Origin of the sequence: Litchfieldella qijiaojingensis (assembly GCF_014651875.1) — a bacterium.
GTDB classification, from domain to species: domain Bacteria; phylum Pseudomonadota; class Gammaproteobacteria; order Pseudomonadales; family Halomonadaceae; genus Litchfieldella; species Litchfieldella qijiaojingensis.
In genome coordinates this window covers 269672-289604 of sequence record NZ_BMXS01000003.1, presented here as the reverse complement: position 1 = coordinate 289604, position 19933 = coordinate 269672, and the positions used below count along the sequence as shown (strand labels likewise).

The following is a 19933-nucleotide window of genomic DNA, read 5'->3' as shown; positions in this document are numbered from 1 at the left end:
CTCGAAGCTCGAAGCTCGAAAGCAAAGCCTAACGAAACCGCCCCCATGGCGATGCCATGGGGGCGGTCGTTCTTTCAGCTTCTAACTTACCACTTACAACTGGGTATCGACGGTCTCCGTTTCGAAGGCAGCCTTCTCTTCCGCGGTGATCTCCTTGATCGAGAGCTTGACGCGGTTACGGTTGTCGATATCGAGCACCTTGACGATGACTTCGTCACCCTCGTTGAGGTAATCGCGCACATCGTTGACCCGTTCTGGGACGATCTGCGAGATATGCACCAAGCCATCGGTGCCCGGCATGATATTGACGAAGGCACCGAAGTCGGCGATACGCACCACCTTGCCCTTGTAGAGCTTGCCGATCTCGGCCTCGGCAGTGATCGCCAGAACGGTGTCGATGGCCTTCTTGGCCGCAGCCTTGTCTTCGGCATAGATCCGCACGGTACCATCGTCGTCGAGGTCGATGGACGCACCGGTGTCTTCGCATATCTTGCGAATGGTCGCGCCACCCTTGCCGATCACATCACGAATCTTTTCCGGATCGATCTTGATGGTGGCCATCGACGGCGCGTTCTCGGAGATCTCGCTACGGCTCTGGCTGATCACCTGGTTCATCTCACCGAGGATATGCAGGCGCGCCTGATGGGCCTGCTGTAGCGCCGTTTCCATGATTTCCTCGTTGATGCCCTCGATCTTGATGTCCATCTGCAGGGCGGTGACACCGTCAGCGGAACCGGCCACCTTGAAGTCCATGTCGCCAAGGTGATCCTCGTCGCCGAGAATATCGGTCAACACGGCGAACTTGTCACCGTCCTTGACCAAGCCCATGGCGATGCCCGCTACCGGCGCCTTGAGCGGCACCCCGGCATCCATCAGTGCCAGCGAGGTACCACACACAGAGGCCATCGAGCTGGAGCCGTTGGACTCGGTGATTTCGGACACCACGCGAATGGTATAGGGGAAGTCGTCTTCCTCGGGCAACATGGCCTGCACACCACGCCGAGCCAGGCGCCCATGGCCAATCTCGCGGCGCTTGGGACCACCCATGAAGCCAGCTTCGCCGACACAGTATGGCGGGAAGTTGTAGTGCAGCAGGAAACGATCCTTGCGCTCACCCTCCAGGGATTCGATCAACTGGGCGTCACGCAGCGTGCCCAAGGTGGCGATAACTATCGCCTGGGTCTCGCCGCGGGTGAACAGAGCCGAACCATGGGTCTTGGGCAGTACGCCGACACCGATGTCCAACGGGCGCACAGTCCTGTGATCGCGACCATCGATACGCGGCTCGCCATTGATCACACGCGAACGCACCACCTGCTTCTCGAGGCTGGCGAAAGCACCGGCCACGTCGTCGGCATCGAACTGGCCTTCATCCTCGCCAACGAGCTGCTCGATGGCGGCCTGCTTCAGCTCGGCCAGGGCATCCTGACGAGCCATCTTGTCGGTGATGCGATAGGCATCGCCGACCTTGGCTTCGAAGCCGGCCTTGATGGCATCCTTGAGCGCGACGTTCTCGGCCGGAGGCTGCCAGTCCCACTTGGGCTTGCCGGCTTGCGCGACCAGTTCGTTGATGGCCTGGATGGCGATCTGCATTTCCTGATGAGCATAAAGTACCGCGCCCAGCATCTCGTCTTCCGAGAGCTCCTTGGCTTCGGACTCGACCATCAGCACGGCCTTATCGGTGCCAGCGACGACCATGTCCAGTTCGGAAGAAGCAAGCTCCTCGACGCTGGGGTTGAGGAAGTAGCCATTATCCTCGGTAAAGCCGACACGAGCGGCGCCGATCGGCCCATTGAACGGCAGTCCGGAGATGGCCAGCGCCGCCGAGGTGCCGATCATCGCGGCGATGTCCGGATCATGGTTGCGATCGGCTGACAACACGGTGCAGATGACCTGCACCTCGTTCATGAAGCCCTTGGGAAACAGTGGACGGATCGGGCGGTCGATCAGCCGTGAGGTCAGGGTCTCCTTCTCCGTGGGACGTCCTTCGCGTTTGAAGAAGCCACCGGGAATCTTGCCTACCGAGTAGGTCTTTTCCTGATAGTGCACGGACAGCGGGAAGAAGTCTTGGCCTGGCTTGAGCTCCTTCTTGCCGACCACGGTGCAAAGCACCACGGTGTCGTCCATGGTCACCTGAACGGCGCCGGTGGCTTGACGAGCGACTCGGCCCGTTTCGAGAGTGACGGTGCTACGACCGTACTGGAAGCTTTTCTTGACCGGATTCACGGTAACATCCTTCAACTTGTCGATTTCATGTATGGGTCGTTTTTGACTCGGTGACCATTTTAGGAGTTCAGTCGGGCCAGGGCTACCGATTGCGCATAATAAAGAACGGGCAGCCCCAAGAGGGGCTGCCCGTTCAACATCCAGCAGGAGACGGAGGAATTCGCGGTAACGAATTACCCTTTTCCTTAGCGACGCAGGCCGAGGCGCTGGATAAGCGACTGATAACGCTCGTAATCCTTGCGCTTGAGGTAGTCGAGCAGCTTGCGACGCTGGTTGACCATGCGGATCAGGCCACGACGCGAGTGGTGATCCTGCTTGTTGGTCTTGAAGTGATCCTGCAGGCCATCGATGTTAGCGCTCAGCAGGGCCACCTGAACCTCAGGGGATCCGGTATCGTTTTCGCCACGGCCGAATTCCTTGACGATCTCGGCCTTCTTTTCAGCGGTCAGTGCCATCTGTTTCTCCAGTAAGCAATATGCCTGAGTGATGAATGTCGGAGACCACGCATATTTGCAGTCTCCACGCCTGCCATACGCCGCCTTGGGCGACGAATCGCGGGTTGCTTCACGCACCGCCGGTAGCGGCGGAGGTATCCAGCAGGCGCCGGGGAGCGATTTCCCCCACCGCCTTGACCGTAGCCAGGCCCAGAAAGGCCTCGTCACGGTAGAGTCGTGCCAGGCTGTCAGGCGTCAGACCGTTGGTTTCGGCGCAAACCGGCTGGCCGTGCAGTAGACGGCAAGCTTGCTTGTCCTCGACGGTAATCACCGGCAAGTGAGCAACCAACACGTCCATCGGCAACAGCAACGCTTCACGAGCGGCCTGGTTGGGCAACGCCTCCAAGGTTTCCAGCGTGTGCATACCGTCGGCCTCGAAAGGCCCTGTCTTGAGCCGCCGCAGCGCGGTGATATGCGCTCCACAGCCCAATTCCCGGCCGATATCCTCGGCCAGAGTGCGAATGTAGGTTCCCTTGCTGCACGACACTTCGAACTCGAAGCTGGCATCGTCGTGCGAAAGAAGGCGCGTATCATAAACCTTCACGCGCCGAACTGCACGTTCGATCGTCTTGCCCTGCCGGGCCAGTTCATAGAGCGGGCGTCCTTGGTGTTTCAGGGCTGAGTACATCGGCGGCACCTGCTCGATCTCGCCACGAAAGCGTACCAATACATCGCGCAGCTCGGCTTCGCCGAACGGCGGCACCGGCAGTCGTTCAACCACCTCGCCCTCGGCATCGCCGCTATCAGTGACCTCGCCCAACCGGGCCCGGGTACGATAGACCTTGTCAGCCTCGAGCAGATGCGAAGAGAACTTGGTTGCCTCGCCGAAACATATCGGCAGCAGGCCAGTGGCCATCGGATCCAGAGTGCCGGTGTGCCCGGCTTTCTGGGCCTGGAAAAGCCGCCGTACGCGCTGCAATACCTGGTTGCTCGACATTCCCTGGGGCTTGTCGAGCAACAGCACACCGCTTACCGGCAGGCCACGACGCCGACGTGCCATCAGTGAGTATCCTCGTCCTCGTCGCCTTGCGGCCCATCATGTTCGTGACGAGCACGATCGCTGGCGACCGCCTCCTCGATCAGTGACGACAGGCGCCGTCCGCGCACCAGGGTCTCATCATAATGAAAGCGCAATTCCGGCACATGACGCAGTTTAATGCGGCGCGCAACCTGGGTACGCAGGAACCCCGCGGCACGTTTGAGCACCTTGAGATTGGCCCGGATCCGTTCGAGGTCGTTCTCCCCGAGCAGCGTCACATAGACGTCCGCATAGGCGAGGTCACGGCTGACCGTGACCCCGCTGACGGTCACCATGCCCAGGCGCGGATCCTTGATCTCGCGCTGGATCAACACCGCCAGCTCCTGTTGGAGCTGATCGGCGACCCGGTCGGTACGCTTGAACTCACGCATCGGCGTCGCTCCTCGGCGGCTTACAGACTACGCTCGACCTTGACTTGATCGAAGACCTCGATCTTGTCACCGGTCTGGACATCATTGTAGTTCTTGACGCCGATACCACATTCCATGCCGTTACGTACTTCGTTGACGTCATCCTTGTAGCGACGCAGGGATTCCAGCTCGCCCTCGAAGATCACCACGTTGTCACGCAGCACGCGGATCTTCTTGTTGCGATGGACGGTGCCCTCGACCACCATACAGCCGGCCACGGCGCCGATCTTGGGAGCACGGAAGACATCGCGTACTTCGGCCACGCCAATGATCTCTTCCTTCCACTCCGGTGCCAGCATGCCGCTCATGGCCTGCTTGACCTCGTCGATCAGCTGGTAGATGACGCTGTAATAGCGCAGGTCCAGCCCCTCGCGCTCGATGATCTCGCGGGCCGAGGCGTCGGCACGCACGTTGAAGCCGATCACAATGGCGTCACTGGCCAGCGCCAGGTTGGCATCGGTGCCGGTGATGCCACCGACCCCGGAAGAAACCACGGAAACCTGGACTTCGTCGGTGGACAGCTCTTCGAGCGCGCCTTTGATTGCTTCCAGCGAGCCCTGCACATCGGCTTTGAGGACAATGTTGACCTTGGCCGCTTCGTCTTGGCCCATCTGGCTGAACATGTTCTCCAGCTTGGCCTTCTGCTGACGCGCCAGGCGCACTTCGCGGTACTTGCCCTGACGGAAGTTGGCAACCTCGCGGGCTTTCTTCTCGTCGGCCACGACCATGAAGTCATCGCCGGCATCGGGCGTCCCATCGAGCCCCTGAATCTCCACCGGCATCGCCGGGCCGACTTCCTCGACCTGACTGCCAAGCTCGTTGGTCAGCGCCCGCACCCGGCCGTAATGCAGACCGGCAAGCACAATATCGCCGCGCTTCAAGGTACCGTTCTGGACCAGCACCGTGGCCACCGGACCACGCCCCTTGTCGAGACGCGACTCGACCACCACCCCCTTGCCGGGGGCCTCGGGCACTGCCTTGAGTTCGAGCACCTCGGCCACCAGCAGTACCGCCTCGAGCAGTTCATCGATGCCTTCACCGGTCTTGGCCGAAACATGCACGAACTGGGTGTCGCCACCCCACTCCTCGGAGATCACACCATGCTGGGATAGCTCGTTCTTGACCCGGTCCGGGTCGGCGCCCTGCTTGTCGATCTTGTTGACAGCCACCACCATCGGCACCTCGGCCGCCTTGGCGTGCTCGATGGCCTCAATGGTCTGTGGCATCACACCGTCATCGGCGGCTACCACCAGGATGACCACGTCAGTGGCCTGGGCACCACGAGCGCGCATAGCGGTGAAGGCCGCGTGCCCCGGGGTATCAAGGAAGGTGATGTCACCATTCTCGTGCTCGACGTGATAGGCACCGATATGCTGGGTAATGCCCCCGGCTTCGCCAGTGGCTACCTTGGTGCGGCGGATGTAGTCGAGCAACGAGGTCTTGCCGTGGTCGACGTGCCCCATGACGGTCACGACCGGTGCACGGGTGATCTCCTCGCCTTCGTAGGAGATGCCTTCGAGCACCTCGGTCTCCAGCGCGTCGTCCTTGACCAGTTTGGGCTTGTGCCCCATCTCCTCGACCACGATGGCCGCGGTGTCCTGGTCGATGGTCTGGTTGATGGTCACCGCCGCGCCCATGGTGAACATGGTCTTGATGACCTCATTGGCCTTGATCGACATCTTGTCGGCCAGGTCGGCGACACTGATCGACTCAGGGATCGATACCTCGCGTACTATCGGCTGGGTCGGCTTCTGGAAACCGTGCTTGCCACCGCTGTCACGGCCGCCGCGGCGAGAGCCGCGCCGCTCGGCACGTTTGACCTTCTTGCCGCCGCGACGACGTTCATCGCGCTCACTGCGATCATCGTCATCATCGCGCACGCCATGACGACCTTTCTTGGCCGCAGCCTTCTTGGGCGGTGCGGTACGGCGATCGCTCCGTCCCTCCTTGGGTGGAGCCGGGGGTTCATCGGCCGGCTGCACGACATCGAGCTCCGGAACCGGGATCTCGGGCTCCGGAACCGGTTCGGGCTGTGCCGACGTGGCCTGTTCAGGCTTGGCTTTCTCGGCCTTGGCCGCTTCCTCGCGCGCGCGCTCCTCGGCTGCCTTGGCTTCAGCCTGAGCGGCTTTTTCCGCCTCGGCCTGAGCCTGCTGCGAGTCGGCCATATCGCCCACCAGTTGACGAGGGCCACTCTCCTCGACCTTGGGCTCGGGCGGCGCCTGTTCTTCTTCAGCGCGCTTGACGTAGGTGCGCTTCTTGCGTACCTGCACCTCGATGGTCTTACCGCGTTCACCGGTGCGAATACGGCTCTTGGTCTTGCGCGTCAGAGTGATGCGGTTCTTTGGGCCACGACCGCCGCCATGGCTTTTAGTGAGGTGGTCGAGCAGGCACTGCTTGTCCTCCTCGGACACGGCATCGGCCTCTGACTTGTGCGGCAGACCCGCTTCCTTCATCTGCTCCAGCAGGCGGGGTACTTCACGCCCCACCTTGGCTGCAAAATCTTTAACGGTCATTTCTGACATTACGACCCTCCTGAGCCCGTGACCTGTTTACTGTTCGCTCTCGAACCAAGGCGCACGGGCAGTCATGATCAGTGCCGCAGCGCGCTCCTCGTCCACGTCCTCGATGTCCTTGAGATCATCGACGGACTGCTCGGCAAGGTCCTCCATGGTGACGATGCCTCGGCTGGCCAGAATGTAAGCCAGGTGGCGCTCCATCCCCTCCATCTCGAGCAGGTCTTCGGCGGGCTGTGCGCCATCGAGCTGCTCCTCGGAAGCGATCGCCAGATTCAGCAGTTCATCCTTGGCGCGCGCCCGCAACTCCTCGACAAGCTCCTCCTCGAACTCCTCGATCTCGAGCATCTCCTCAAGTGGTACGTAGGCGATTTCCTCGAGTGAGGTAAAACCTTCATCGACCAGTATCCGTGCCAGTTCCTCGTCGATCTCCAGATGCTGGATGAAATGCTCGACCAGGCTGTCGATCTCCTGCTCGCGCTTGCCTTCGGCCTCTGCCTCGGTCATCACATTGAGTTTCCAACCGGTCAGCTCGGAGGCCAGCCGCACGTTCTGCCCGCTACGCCCGATTGCCTGGGCAAGATTGTCCTCCGCGACGGCGACATCCATCGAGTGAGTATCCTCGTCGACCAGGATCGAGGCGACATCCGCCGGCGCCATGGCATTGATCACCAACTGCGCGGGGTTGTCGTCCCACAGAATGATGTCGACCCTCTCGTTGCGCAACTCGGTGGACACCGCCTGCACGCGCGAGCCACGCATGCCGACGCACGCACCCACCGGATCGATGCGCTTGTCATTGGTCTTGACGGCGATCTTGGCCCGTGAACCAGGGTCTCGGGCTGCGCCTTTGATTTCGATGAGCTGTTCAGCGATCTCTGGCACCTCGATCTTGAACAGTTCGATGATCAACTCGGGACAGGTCCGCGACAGAATGAGCTGGGCACCGCGCGCCTCGGCATCGACCTTGGTCAACAACGCCCGTACACGCTCGTTCAAACGATAGCGCTCGCCGGGAATCATCTCGCTACGCGGCAGGAACGCCTCGGCGTTATCACCAAGGTCGATGATCAACCCGTCACGTGTGGTCTTCTTGACGATGCCGGCGACCAGCTCGCCTTCGCGCTCGGCATATTGACGCACGACTTCCGCACGCTCGGCCTCACGCACCTTCTGGACGATGACCTGCTTGGCGGTCTGCGCCGCGATGCGCCCGAAGGCGGCATTCTCGATATGTTCCTCGACCACGTCGCCCAAGCCCAGTGGTGGATCGCGACGCTCGGCGAACGACTGCTTGATTTCGGCATCGGGGTTCTCGAATTCGTCGTCTTCGACGACCACCCAGCGCCGGAAGGTCTCGTAATCACCGGTCGAGCGATCGATCTTGACCCGGACACTGACTTCCTGGCCGTCAAAACGCTTGCGGGACGCGCTTGCCAGGGCGGCTTCCACCGCCTCGAAAATCACTTCACGGGGCACGCCCTTTTCATTCGAGATCGCATCAACGACCATCAGAATCTCTTTGCTCATGCCTTTGCCTCGCCTGAAAACCAGTCCTTAAGCATCGAACTGCGGAACGATCCGCGCTTGATCGATGGTATCGATGGGAAAGCAGTACTCTTCGCCGTCGAGTTGCAACAACACTTCGTCACCTTCGATCCCAGCCAACAGCCCTTGGAACTTGCGCCGACCTTCGAAGGGTGTGCGCAGCTTGAGGGCAACCACATGGCCTTTGAAGCGCGCGAAGTGGTCGAGGGTGAACAGCGGACGGTCCATTCCAGGTGAGGACACTTCCAGGCGATACTCGCCAGCGATCGGATCCTCGACATCGAGCACGGCGCTCACTTGTCGGCTGATACTGGCACAATCCTCCACCGACACCCCTTCGGAGCTGTCGATGTAGATCACCAGTCGGGAATGTTTTCCCTGGGAAAGATAGTCGATTCCCCAGAGTTCGAAGCCCATGGATGTCACCACTGGCTCGATGAGCGCATACAGCGCCGCGTCCTTGATTGCCACAGACGAAGACTCCTACAGCCGTTGCATCAGGCACCTGACCAGGAGTTCATGAAAAAGCTAGGTGGCTGATTGGCATTGCTGTTAACACCTGAACGGTCAACAGATGAGCTGCTAACAAAAAGCCCCTTCATTGGAAGGGGCCTTTTACAAGAAACCTTTCACACCACTCACCGAGGCCCCTCGACAAGGCAATGACTTCGGCGAAATGGTAGCGGGGACCGGATTCGAACCGATGACCTTCGGGTTATGAGCCCGACGAGCTACCAGACTGCTCCACCCCGCATCATACAGGTCGGCGATTATAAGAGAGACTCACGATTTCGTCAAGAAAACGTAGCATCGCCGGCATGCCAATCTTGCGCTGAACGTCCACTGACAGGCGGCATTCAGTTGGTGCCGAAGGCGGGACTTGAACCCGCACGACCATAAGGTCACTACCCCCTCAAGATAGCGTGTCTACCAATTCCACCACTTCGGCATCGGGGAGCGCGTTGGAAAAGCAATGACGTCAGTCGCTGCTTTCCTCCAGCACTGGCGCGGCATTATCCACGTCTCCTGCCTCTTCGTCAAGGGTAGGCACGCCGTTTTGCTGTTCGATCACGCGCGCATCCGGGATTCCGGCCTCGGGGGCTTCGCCAGTTTGGGAGGCGAAATAGGCCAGAGTCAGCGAGGTCGCAAAGAAGGATGCGGCAAGCACGGCGGTAAGCTTGGACAGGAAACTGCCGCTGCCACGTGAACCGAACACGGTTTGGGAGGCACCGCCCCCAAAGGCGGCACCAGCTTCTGCCCCCTTGCCCTGTTGCAGCAGGACGAGAGCGACCAAGGCGATGGCGATCGCCACATGGATCATGAGAATGGCAACTTGCATGGGTTTAACCTGCTGACTGGCAAATGGCTAGAAAATCGTCGACCTTGAGTGAAGCCCCGCCTACCAGGCCGCCGTCGATGTCGGGTTGCACGAGCAACTCCGCAGCATTGGCCGCCTTCATGCTGCCACCGTACAACAGGCGCATGCCCTCGGCCAACGTTGCGTCATATTCCCTGAGTCGGGAGCGGATCACAGCGTGCACAGCTTGCGCCTGCTCGGGAGTGGCGGTCTTGCCGGTCCCGATTGCCCATACCGGCTCATAAGCGATGACAAGCCGCTCTCGCTCTGCGGGCTCAAGAGCATCGAGAACCGCGGTCACCTGCCCCAGCACCACGGCTTCGGTACGATCTGCCTCGCGCTCTTCAAGACTCTCGCCAACGCATAGGACCGGTGTCAGATCCGCGACGAGTGCGGCCTTGACCCGTGCCAGCACCGCAGCATCGTCTTCGTGGAACAGGCTGCGTCGTTCGGAATGACCGACCAACACATAGCGAGCGCCGAGTTCGGCCAGCATCGCACCGCTGACTTCGCCGGTGAAGGCACCATTGGATTCCGGATGGAGCGTTTGCGCCCCGGTTGCCACCGGCGTACCGCCAAATGCTCCCCGGGCCGCATCCAGATAAGGTGACGGTACCATCAGCGCCACTTCGACACCTGCCGGCAAGCGTGTCTCGACAAAGGCTTGAGCAAAGCGCTCGACCAGCGCCAGTGACCCGTTCATCTTCCAATTGCCGGCAATCAGTGCCGTTCGCATAAGCGGTCCTCTCTCAAGATGGAGCGAAATGGTATAGGAGCGCTCCTAGCATGACAACCAGGACATGGCAACCGAAGCAACCGCGCACGTCCCAACCTCGATAGCTGCGCCACCAACACGGGGGCAAGAACTCATGCCAGTAACGTTTCGACGTCACTGGCAATACGCTGAGCCAGGCCAGCGACATCCAGGTGCGGCCGCCCTTCGACCATCACCCGGACCAGGGGTTCGGTGCCCGACGGCCGCAACAACACCCGCCCCTCGTCGCCCAACTCGGCCTCCACTGCGGCCACGGAACGTTTCAGGTCGTCGCTGGCCATCAACGCGGCACGGTCGACATCGGAGGGCAAACGCACATTGACCAATGCCTGAGGAGCCTTCTCGAACCCCTCCAGCAGCCGAGCCAGCGGCACACCCTCGCGGACCATGATCGCCACCACCTGCAGCGCCGAGACGATACCGTCACCGGTGGTCTGCACATGGCCACAGACGATGTGTCCCGAGGACTCACCCCCCAACTGCCAGCCGTTGGCCTCGAGACGCTCGGTGACGTAACGGTCGCCGACCTGGGCGCGCTCAAAGGGCACCCCCATCTCCTCCAAGGCCGCAGCCAGACCGAAATTGGACATCAGGGTGCCGACCACACCGCCGCCCAGTTCACCGCGCGCATGACGGTCGCGCGCGATCAGGTACAGGATATCGTCGCCATCCACTTCGCGGCCATCGGCATCGACCAGCAGTACCCGGTCACCGTCACCGTCGAAGGCGATACCGAGATCAGCGCCTGCCCCGATCACCGCCGCCCGCAGACTGGCCGGGTGGGTCGAGCCCACCTGCTGATTGATATTCAGGCCATCGGGGGTGGCGCCGACCAGGCTGACATCGGCCCCCAGCTCACGGAACACGCTGGGGGCGATGTGATAGGTGGCACCATGGGCACAATCGAGCACGATCTTGAGTCCGTGCAGGCTGACCCGGTCGGGTATCGTCGACTTGCAGAACTCGATATAGCGTCCCGGTGCGTCGTTGATGCGTACCGCCTTACCCAGCGCATCATTGGCGACCGTGGTCAGAGGCTTGTCGAGCTCTTCCTCGATACGCGTTTCGATGCCGTCATCGAGCTTGGTGCCCTCGGCGGAGAAGAACTTGACGCCATTGTCGGCAAAGGGATTGTGTGAGGCCGAAATGACGATCCCCGCATCTGCCCGGAAAGTGCGCGTCAGGTAAGCGATGCCTGGTGTCGGCATCGGCCCCAACAGCGACACGTCGACACCTGCCGCGGACAAGCCCGCCTCCAGAGCCGATTCAAACATGTAGCCGGAAATCCGGGTATCCTTGCCGATCAACACCTTGGCCCGGCCATCTCGAGCGAGCACCCGCCCCATGGCCCAACCCAGCTTGAGCATGAAATCTGCGGTAATGGGATATTCGCCAACGGTACCGCGAATGCCGTCGGTGCCAAAATAACGTCTTGTCATGGCTCCAAGCCTTCCTGTAGAACGGCCCAAGTCATGTTGACCGCATCCACGCTGGGCCCAACATCGTGAACACGTAAAATCCGGGCGCCACGCTCGACAGCCAGCGCAGCCAATGCCAGCCCACCGGCCAAGCGTTCCTCCACAGGTCGCTCCAGCACCTTGCCGATCATGCTCTTTCGCGACATCCCGGCCAGTAGGGGCAGCCCCAGTGTCTGCAAACGATCCATGCGATTAAGCAGTCGCAGATTATGCTCGACCGTCTTGCCGAAGCCAAACCCCGGGTCGAGAATCAGGCGCGAACGGCGCAAACCGGCCGCCTCACAGGCGGCGATCCGCTCGTCGAGGAAGGTCAGCACCGCTTCCTCGATATCCACATCATAGTGTGGGGCGTACTGCATGTCCCCCGGCTCGCCGACCATGTGCATTAAACACACCGGCAAACCGCTACAGGTGGCAGCCTGCAGGGCACCTTCGCGTCGTAGTGAACGCACGTCATTGAGCATGCCGGCTCCCAAGCGAGCCACCTCTCGCATCACCTCCGGTGCACTGGTATCCACCGAAACCAACGCATCGAGTTCGCGCACCAGGCGCTCGACCACCGGAGCCACGCGATCCAGTTCTTGCTGCGGAGAAATCGGTGTAGCGCCAGGACGAGTCGACTCTCCCCCCACGTCGATGATCGCCGCACCTTCGGCCAGCATCCTCTCGGCATGGTGCAGGGCATCGTCGATCGCGGTGTGCTGGCCACCGTCCGAGAAGGAGTCGGGAGTGACATTGAGGATCCCCATCACCCGGGGATAGGAAAGGTCGAGCCGATGCCGGCCGCAATGCAAGGGGGCCGCTGTCGAAGTGTCAGTCATGGAGCAGGATCCTGCCGATGGAAAACACCTGCCACTGCGCCATCGTGCGGCGGCAGGTGCCTCTCAAGAAAAACGCCCACTGTAATCAGCACCCAGCCAAGGTGCAAGAAGGCGCCCCAGAGGGCGCCTTCATTACGACGGACATCCGGTTTGTCAGTGGCCAGCTGGCCCTCCCAAGGGGTCGGAAGGCCGACGACGCGGGCCGTCCTCATCTTCTTCCTCGTCGCCATCATCGGCCGGTTCCGGCACGCTCGATGGCGAATCGGCCTTCGGCTCATCGGCCGCCGGGGTGCCGCCGCTCGGATCGTTCCAGCCCTCGGGCGGACGTGGCTTGCGGCCTTCCATGATGTCCTTGAGCTGATCGGCATCGATGGTCTCATACATCATCAAGGCTTCGGCCATGGCGTCCAGCTTATCGCGGTTGTCCTCGAGGATCTGGCGCGCCTTGGCATAGCACTCGTCGATGATCCGGCGCACCTCCTTGTCGAGCTTGGTGGTGGTTTCACCAGACTTGAGCTTGCCACCACTACCCGGTCCGCCAAGGAACTGGTGCGACTCGTCTTCGTCGTACATCAGCGGCCCCATCTCATCGGACAGGCCCCACTTGGCGACCATGTTGTGTGCCAACTCGGTGGCCCGCTTGATGTCGTTGGAAGCCCCGGTGGTCACCCCGTTCGGCCCCAGCGTCATTTCCTCGGCGATACGGCCGCCGAACAGCGAGCAGATCTGGCTGATGATCTGCTGACGCGAGAGGCTATAGCGATCCTCTTCCGGCAGGAACATGGTGACGCCCAAGGCCCGTCCGCGCGGAATGATGGTGACCTTGTACACCGGGTCGTGCTCGGGCATCACCAGACCGATGATGGCGTGGCCCGACTCGTGATAGGCGGTATTGCGCTTCTCTTTCTCGGACATGACCATCGACTTGCGCTCGGCGCCCATCATGATCTTGTCCTTGGCCAGCTCCAGCTCTTCCATGCTGACCAGGCGCTTGTTGCGACGCGCCGCGAACAGTGCCGCCTCATTGACCAGGTTGGCCAGGTCGGCGCCGGAGAAGCCCGGCGTGCCTCGCGCGATCAACTGGGGCTTGACGTCCTCGGCCAGCGGCACCTTGCGCAGGTGCACACCGAGAATGTGCTCACGGCCACGGATATCCGGCAAGCCAACGGTAACCTGGCGGTCGAAGCGGCCCGGGCGCAACAGCGCCGGATCGAGCACGTCGGGACGGTTGGTGGCGGCGATGACGATGATGCCTTCATTGGCCTCGAAACCGTCCATTTCCACCAGCAACTGGTTCAGGGTCTGCTCGCGCTCGTCGTTGCCGCCGCCCATGCCGGCACCACGCGAACGACCCACGGCATCGATCTCGTCGATGAAGATGATGCACGGCGCCTGCTTCTTGGCCTGCTCGAACATGTCGCGCACACGGGACGCACCGACACCGACGAACATCTCGACGAAGTCGGAACCGGAGATCGAGAAGAACGGCACCTTGGCCTCACCGGCAATCGACCTGGCCAGCAAGGTCTTACCGGTCCCCGGCGGACCGACCATCAGCACGCCACGCGGGATGGTCCCGCCCAGGCGTTGGAACTTGCTTGGGTCGCGCAGAAAGTCGACCAACTCCTCGACTTCTTCCTTGGCTTCGTCGCAGCCGGCGACATCGGCGAAGGTGGTCTTGACCTGATCGTGGGACAGCAGCTTGGCCTTGGACTTGCCGAAGCTCATCGGCCCGCCCTTGCCACCTGCGCCGCCCTGCATCTGACGCATGAAGAACAGGAAGATGGCCAGGATGATCAGGATCGGGAAGCTGGCGATCAGCAGCCGAGTCCACAGGCTCTGCTCCTGGGGTTCCTTACCGACCACAGTGACGTTGTTGGACAACAGGTCATCCATCAGCTTGGGGTCTTCCGCCGAAGGCCGGATGGTCTGGAAATGAGAGCCATCGGTACGCTCACCGGTAATAGTGTAACCATCGATGGTCACGCTACGGACCTGCTGATTCTGTACCTGCTGGACGAACTGCGAGTAGTTCATCGTCTGCGGCGTGCTGTCGACGCTGAAGTTGTTGAACACCGTCAGCAGCACCGCTGCGATGACCAACCACAGGATCAGGTTCTTCGCCATGTCATTCAAGGGAGTACCCTCATTGCTAAAATCGGTCTACTAAACGAGCCTAGTGGTTCGACACTACAGTACAAGTGGGCGTTCAGCCATCCATGCCAGCCTCGACCACTTTGCCATATTCGGCCCACGTGTCCGGCTATCGTCTCGTTAGTCCATCGCTATCGGCCGTCGGCGTCTAGCCTCGAAATCCTTGCGCCAGCAGGTAGACCTCGCGTGAACGCGCGCGCGAGGCCCCCGGCTTGCGGGTAACCACTTTGGTGAAACTGTCACGCAGCTCCGCCAGGAAGTCATCGAATCCTTCACCCTGGAATACCTTGGCCAAAAAATGGCCGCCAGGTGCCAGTGTCCGACGCGCCAAGTCCAGGGCCAGCTCGACGAGATACATCGCCTGAGGCTGATCGATGGCGGCCATACCACTCATATTGGGGGCCATATCGGACATCACAAGGTCTACCGGCCTCTCGTCCAGGGTGGCGAGAATGGCGTCGAGCACCACGTCTTCGGTGAAGTCGCCGGCAATGAACGTCACACCGGCCACAGCCTCCATCTCAAGGATATCGGATGCGATCACCATTCCGCGATCACCGACCTTCTCGGCCGCAACCTGGCTCCAGCCTCCCGGGGCGGCCCCCAGGTCGATCACCGTCATGCCCGGCTTGAATAGCTTGTCCTTGGCATCGAGTTCGAGCAGCTTGTAGCTGGCACGCGAGCGATAGCCATCCTGCCAACTGCGCTGCACATACTGGTCATCGAAATGCTCCTTGAGCCAGCCGGCACTGGTTTTACTGGCAGCGCTCTTGCTGGAACCGCGGCGAGGCGCGGAAGTCTTGCTGGAGCGGGAGGCACGAGCCACAACATCACCTGCGTATCTAAACCGGGAATCACGAAGATTGCGGGGGGAGCCTGCATCAAGACTGCGGATGGCGCTTTCACCGTTGCAACTTTCACCGTACCATGACGCGTTCAGTGCAACAGGAAACGTCACGATACCATGAGCTTGTCACAGGCACAAAAGAAAGCATTCCGTAGTATTGGCCATCATCTCAGCCCGGTGGTCACGGTGTCCGAGAACGGTGTCAGCGAGGGGTTACTGGCCGAACTCGAGCGTGCCCTGACCGATCATGAGCTGGTCAAGATCAAGCTGGCCATCACCGAGCGAGACGACCGCGCCATCGTTCTCGACCAACTGATCGCCAAAAGCGGTGCCGAACGGGTGCAGACCATCGGCAAGATAGCGTTGCTCTACCGTCACAATCCCAAGGCCAACCCCAAGCTTTCCAATATCAAGCGTTTCGAAAACCACCACGGGCGCCACTAGGCGCTGGTGCGCCGGCATCGAGCCTCGGGCTCCGAACCGCGAGCAATATCGAATATCGAGCAGCTTCACAAAAAGCCCGCGACACTATGTCGCGGGCTTTTTTTAGCTCGTAGCTCGTAGCTCAGAGGTGCTCGACCCCGCCGATCTCGTATTCGACTTCACCGCCGGGAGTCCTGACCATCACCACATCCCCTTCTTCCTTGCCGATCAGGGCACGGGCGATGGGCGAGGTTACCGAGATCTTGCCTGCCTTGATATCGGCCTCGTCCTCACCGACGATGCGATAGCGCACGGCCTCGTCGGTATCCAGATTGAACAGCTCGACGGTCACACCGAAAATCACCTTGCCGGTCCTGGGCAGCTTGGTGACATCGATCACCTGCGCAGTCGACAGTTTGCTTTCGATCTCCTGGATTCGCCCCTCGATGAACCCTTGCTGTTCGCGAGCCGCGTGGTACTCGGCGTTCTCCTTGAGATCGCCATGCTCACGCGCCTCAGCGATCGCATTGATCACCTTGGGACGTTCGACTCCCTTGAGTCGCTCCAGCTCTTCACGCAATCTGGCTTCGCCTGCGACGGTCATCGGGACCTTGTTCATTGTGTCGCTCCTGCATGCAAGTCTTGCAACCGCCGCACGGTAATCTCATTGCCGTATTCCAATGCCATGCACACTGCCCGGGCACCTGCCAGCGTCGTGGCATAAGGTACCTTGCGGGCGAGAGCAGTGCGGCGGATTACCGATGAGTCGCTGATCGCCTGGCGACCCTCGGTGGTATTGACGATATAGGCCACCCCATCGTTCTTGAGCATGTCGACGATATGCGGGCGGCCCTCATAGACCTTGTTGACGACGTCCACCGCCAGACCGGCAGCCTCGAGCGCGGCCGCAGTCCCACGAGTGGCACATAAACTGAACCCTAATCCTAACAAAGATCTCGCCACCTCGATAACGCCGATCTTGTCCGGATCGCGCACCGAAAGGAAGGCCTTACGTTCACCGTCGAGAGCGGGAATTGCCTCACCGGCACCCAACTGGGCCTTGTAGAAGGCCTCGGCGAAGGTGGCACCCGAGCCCATCACCTCGCCGGTGGACTTCATTTCCGGCGACAGAATGGGATCGACGCCGGGGAACTTGTTGAACGGGAATACTGCTTCCTTGACGCTGTAGAAGTGCGGCACGATCTCACGCTCGAAGCCTTGGGAGGCCAGCGTCTTGCCGGCCATGCAGCGCGCAGCGATCTGGGCCAGCGAGATGCCAATGCACTTGGAAACGAAGGGTACGGTGCGCGAGGCGCGCGGGTTGACCTCGATGACGTAGATTTCATTATCCTGCCAGGCCAGCTGTACGTTCATCAGGCCAACCACTCCCAACTCCACGGCCATGCGCTTGACCTGATCGCGCATCTCGTCCTGAACCTCCGCCGGCAGGGAATAGGGCGGAAGGGCGCAGGCGGAATCGCCGGAGTGCACCCCAGCCTGCTCGATATGCTGCATGATGCCGCCGATCACCACCTGCTCTCCGTCGCTGACGGCATCGATATCGATCTCTATGGCCGCGTTGAGGAAGTGGTCGAGCAGTACCGGCGAGTCGTTGGAAACCTTGACCGCATGGGTCATGTAGCCTTCCAACTCGCTCGGCGTGTAGACGATCTCCATGGCCCGACCGCCCAGCACATAGCTGGGGCGCACCACTAGCGGGTAGCCGATGGTCTCGGCCTTGACGAAGGCGTCCTCGAAGCTGCGCGCGGTGGCATTGGGCGGCTGCTTGAGACCCAGCTTGTCGATCATCTGCTGGAAACGCTCGCGATCCTCGGCGCGATCGATGGCGTCCGGCGTGGTGCCGATGATCGGCACGCCGGCGGCCTCGAGCTCGCGGGCCAGCTTGAGGGGCGTCTGACCACCGAACTGCACGATCACACCGACCGGTTTCTCCTTGTCGGCGATTTCCAGTACGTCCTCCAGGGTCACCGGCTCGAAGTAGAGGCGATCACTGGTATCATAGTCGGTGGACACGGTCTCCGGGTTGCAGTTGACCATGATGGTCTCGTAACCGTCATCGCGCATCGCCAGTGCCGCATGCACGCAGCAGTAGTCGAACTCGATGCCCTGCCCGATGCGGTTTGGCCCGCCGCCCAGCACCATGATCTTCTGACGGTCGCTGACATCCGCCTCGCACTCCTCCTCGTAGGTGGAGTACATGTAGGCGGTACTGGAAGCAAACTCAGCGGCACAGGTATCGACACGCTTGTAAACCGGCCGGATCCCCAGCTTCTGGCGCGTCTTGCGCAGCTCCTTCTCGGCAACACCGAGCAGGCTGGCCAGGCGCGCGTCGGAAAAGCCCTTGCGCTTGAGTACGAACAACTCGCGGGTGCCGAACTCGGAAAGTGAGCGCTGGCTGACCTCGGACTCGGTACGCACCAGGTCCTCGAGCTGAACCAGGAACCAGCGGTCGATGTTGGTCAAGGCGAAGATCTCGTCGACGCTCATGCCGGCACGCATGGCATCGGCGACAAAGAAGATACGCTCGGCGCCCGTTGTCTGCAGCTCCCCCTTGATATGCGCAAGGGCCTCCTCGTCGAAGCTGGTGACCTTGGGATCGAGGCCATCATTGCCGGTTTCCAGGCCACGCAGCGCCTTCTGCAACGACTCCTGGAAAGTACGGCCGATGGCCATCACTTCGCCCACCGACTTCATCTGGGTGGTCAGACGGTCATTGGCCTGCGGGAACTTCTCGAAGGTGAAGCGCGGAATCTTGGTGACCACGTAGTCGATCGATGGCTCGAACGATGCCGGCGTGGCCCCACCAGTGATGTCGTTGGAGAGTTCGTCCAGGGTGTAACCAACCGCCAACTTGGCGGCGATCTTGGCGATCGGGAAGCCGGTAGCCTTGGAGGCCAGCGCCGAGGAGCGCGACACTCGCGGGTTCATCTCGATGACCACCATGCGCCCGGTGTCGGGATCGACGCCGAACTGAACGTTGGAGCCACCGGTTTCGACGCCGATCTCGCGCAGCACCGCCAATGAGGCGTCGCGCATGATCTGGTACTCCTTGTCGGTCAGCGTCTGCGCTGGCGCCACGGTGATCGAGTCGCCGGTGTGCACGCCCATGGGGTCGAAATTCTCGATCGAGCAGACGATGATGCAGTTGTCGCTCTTGTCGCGAACGACCTCCATCTCGTACTCCTTCCAACCCAGCAGCGACTCGTCGATCAGCAGCTCATGGTTGTTGGAGAGCTCGAAGCCGCGGGTGCAGATCTCCTCGAACTCCTCCTTGTTGTAGGCCACGCCACCACCGGAACCGCCCATAGTGTAGGACGGGCGAATGATCACCGGAAAGCCCAGCTCGCCCTGGATCTCCCAGGCCTCGTCCATGGAGTGCGCCACCTGGGCCTTGGGACACTCCAGGCCGATGTTCTTCATCGCCTTATCGAAGAGGTCACGGTCCTCGGCCTTGTTGATGGCATCGGCGTTGGCACCGATCATTTCCACGCCGAACTTGTCGAGCACGCCGTGCTCGTCCAAGTCCAGGGCACAGTTGAGCGCGGTCTGGCCACCCATGGTCGGCAGCAGGGCGTCGGGGCGTTCGGCCTCGATGATCTTGGCCACCGCCTGCCAGGTAATCGGCTCGATGTAGGTGGCATCCGCCATCACCGGGTCGGTCATGATGGTCGCCGGATTGGAGTTGACCAGGATGACCCGGTAACCCTCCTCGCGCAGCGCCTTGCACGCCTGGGCGCCGGAATAGTCGAATTCGCAGGCCTGGCCGATGACGATCGGGCCTGCGCCAATGATCAGGATGCTCTTGATGTCGGTACGCTTGGGCATGA

General features: G+C 61.2%; 16 protein-coding genes and 2 tRNA genes. 1 reads left to right on the top strand and 17 read right to left on the bottom strand.

All coding sequences use genetic code 11. The annotated features are described in order from the left end of the window. Positions 1 to 93: 93 nt before the first annotated feature. The 15 genes from pnp to rlmE all read right to left on the bottom strand — a co-directional run bounded on the left by pnp (position 94) and on the right by rlmE (position 15641). Positions 94 to 2226: a polyribonucleotide nucleotidyltransferase gene (pnp, locus tag IE093_RS05495; protein ID WP_189466944.1), complete on the bottom strand. Its 2133-nt coding sequence runs from the start codon at positions 2224 to 2226 to the stop codon at positions 94 to 96. A 185-nt stretch (positions 2227 to 2411) separates the two neighbouring features. After that, positions 2412 to 2681, bottom strand: coding sequence for a 30S ribosomal protein S15 (gene rpsO, locus IE093_RS05490; RefSeq protein WP_189466942.1), 270 nt, complete (start codon positions 2679 to 2681; stop codon positions 2412 to 2414). A 109-nt stretch (positions 2682 to 2790) separates the two neighbouring features. Further along, on the bottom strand, positions 2791 to 3720 hold the full coding sequence (gene truB, locus IE093_RS05485) for a tRNA pseudouridine(55) synthase TruB (protein WP_189466940.1): 930 nt from the start codon (positions 3718 to 3720) through the stop codon (positions 2791 to 2793). Continuing rightward, on the bottom strand, positions 3720 to 4130 hold the full coding sequence (rbfA, locus tag IE093_RS05480) for a 30S ribosome-binding factor RbfA (protein ID WP_189466938.1): 411 nt from the start codon (positions 4128 to 4130) through the stop codon (positions 3720 to 3722). Before rbfA ends, truB begins: the two co-directional genes overlap by 1 nt. 20 nt (positions 4131 to 4150) lie before the next feature. Beyond that, the gene (gene infB, locus IE093_RS05475; RefSeq protein WP_189466936.1) at positions 4151 to 6691 is read right to left on the bottom strand and encodes a translation initiation factor IF-2; all 2541 of its coding nucleotides are present in this window, start codon (positions 6689 to 6691) and stop codon (positions 4151 to 4153) included. A 27-nt stretch (positions 6692 to 6718) separates the two neighbouring features. Next, on the bottom strand, positions 6719 to 8212 hold the full coding sequence (gene nusA / locus IE093_RS05470) for a transcription termination factor NusA (RefSeq protein ID WP_189466934.1): 1494 nt from the start codon (positions 8210 to 8212) through the stop codon (positions 6719 to 6721). 27 nt (positions 8213 to 8239) lie between these two features. Next, positions 8240 to 8701 (bottom strand): ribosome maturation factor RimP, encoded by a 462-nt coding sequence (rimP, locus tag IE093_RS05465; protein WP_189466932.1) that lies wholly within the window; start codon positions 8699 to 8701, stop codon positions 8240 to 8242. Between the two features lie 206 nt (positions 8702 to 8907). Beyond that, positions 8908 to 8984: transfer RNA gene (locus IE093_RS05460), tRNA-Met, on the bottom strand. A 108-nt stretch (positions 8985 to 9092) separates the two neighbouring features. Beyond that, positions 9093 to 9179: transfer RNA gene (locus IE093_RS05455), tRNA-Leu, on the bottom strand. 30 nt (positions 9180 to 9209) lie between these two features. Further along, entirely contained in the window at positions 9210 to 9569 is a 360-nt protein-coding gene (gene secG, locus IE093_RS05450; RefSeq protein WP_189466930.1) for a preprotein translocase subunit SecG, read from the bottom strand. 4 nt (positions 9570 to 9573) lie between these two features. Next, complete coding sequence (tpiA, locus tag IE093_RS05445) at positions 9574 to 10323, bottom strand: triose-phosphate isomerase (protein WP_189466928.1); 750 nt, start codon at positions 10321 to 10323, stop codon at positions 9574 to 9576. 131 nt (positions 10324 to 10454) lie between these two features. Continuing rightward, positions 10455 to 11801, bottom strand: coding sequence for a phosphoglucosamine mutase (gene glmM, locus IE093_RS05440; protein ID WP_189466926.1), 1347 nt, complete (start codon positions 11799 to 11801; stop codon positions 10455 to 10457). Continuing rightward, positions 11798 to 12661 carry a dihydropteroate synthase gene (gene folP, locus IE093_RS05435; protein WP_189466925.1) on the bottom strand — a complete coding sequence of 288 codons (864 nt, stop codon included), beginning with the start codon at positions 12659 to 12661 and terminating at the stop codon, positions 11798 to 11800. Before folP ends, glmM begins: the two co-directional genes overlap by 4 nt. 153 nt (positions 12662 to 12814) lie before the next feature. Next, positions 12815 to 14797, bottom strand: a complete 1983-nt coding sequence (gene ftsH, locus IE093_RS05430) for an ATP-dependent zinc metalloprotease FtsH (protein ID WP_189466923.1) — start codon at positions 14795 to 14797, stop codon at positions 12815 to 12817. A gap of 166 nt (positions 14798 to 14963) precedes the next feature. Further along, a complete protein-coding gene (rlmE, locus tag IE093_RS05425; protein ID WP_189466921.1) occupies positions 14964 to 15641 on the bottom strand; it encodes a 23S rRNA (uridine(2552)-2'-O)-methyltransferase RlmE in 678 nt (225 codons plus the stop codon). A gap of 138 nt (positions 15642 to 15779) precedes the next feature. Here rlmE and IE093_RS05420 point away from each other — a divergent pair, with 138 nt between their 5' ends. Further along, complete coding sequence (locus IE093_RS05420) at positions 15780 to 16106, top strand: YhbY family RNA-binding protein (RefSeq protein ID WP_189466919.1); 327 nt, start codon at positions 15780 to 15782, stop codon at positions 16104 to 16106. 121 nt (positions 16107 to 16227) lie between these two features. Here IE093_RS05420 and greA read toward each other — a convergent pair whose 3' ends face one another. Further along, positions 16228 to 16704 carry a transcription elongation factor GreA gene (greA, locus tag IE093_RS05415; RefSeq protein ID WP_189466917.1) on the bottom strand — a complete coding sequence of 159 codons (477 nt, stop codon included), beginning with the start codon at positions 16702 to 16704 and terminating at the stop codon, positions 16228 to 16230. Then, positions 16701 to 19931 carry a carbamoyl-phosphate synthase large subunit gene (gene carB, locus IE093_RS05410; RefSeq protein WP_189466914.1) on the bottom strand — a complete coding sequence of 1077 codons (3231 nt, stop codon included), beginning with the start codon at positions 19929 to 19931 and terminating at the stop codon, positions 16701 to 16703. The genes greA and carB overlap by 4 nt, the downstream gene beginning before the upstream one ends. Positions 19932 to 19933 lie beyond the last annotated feature (2 nt).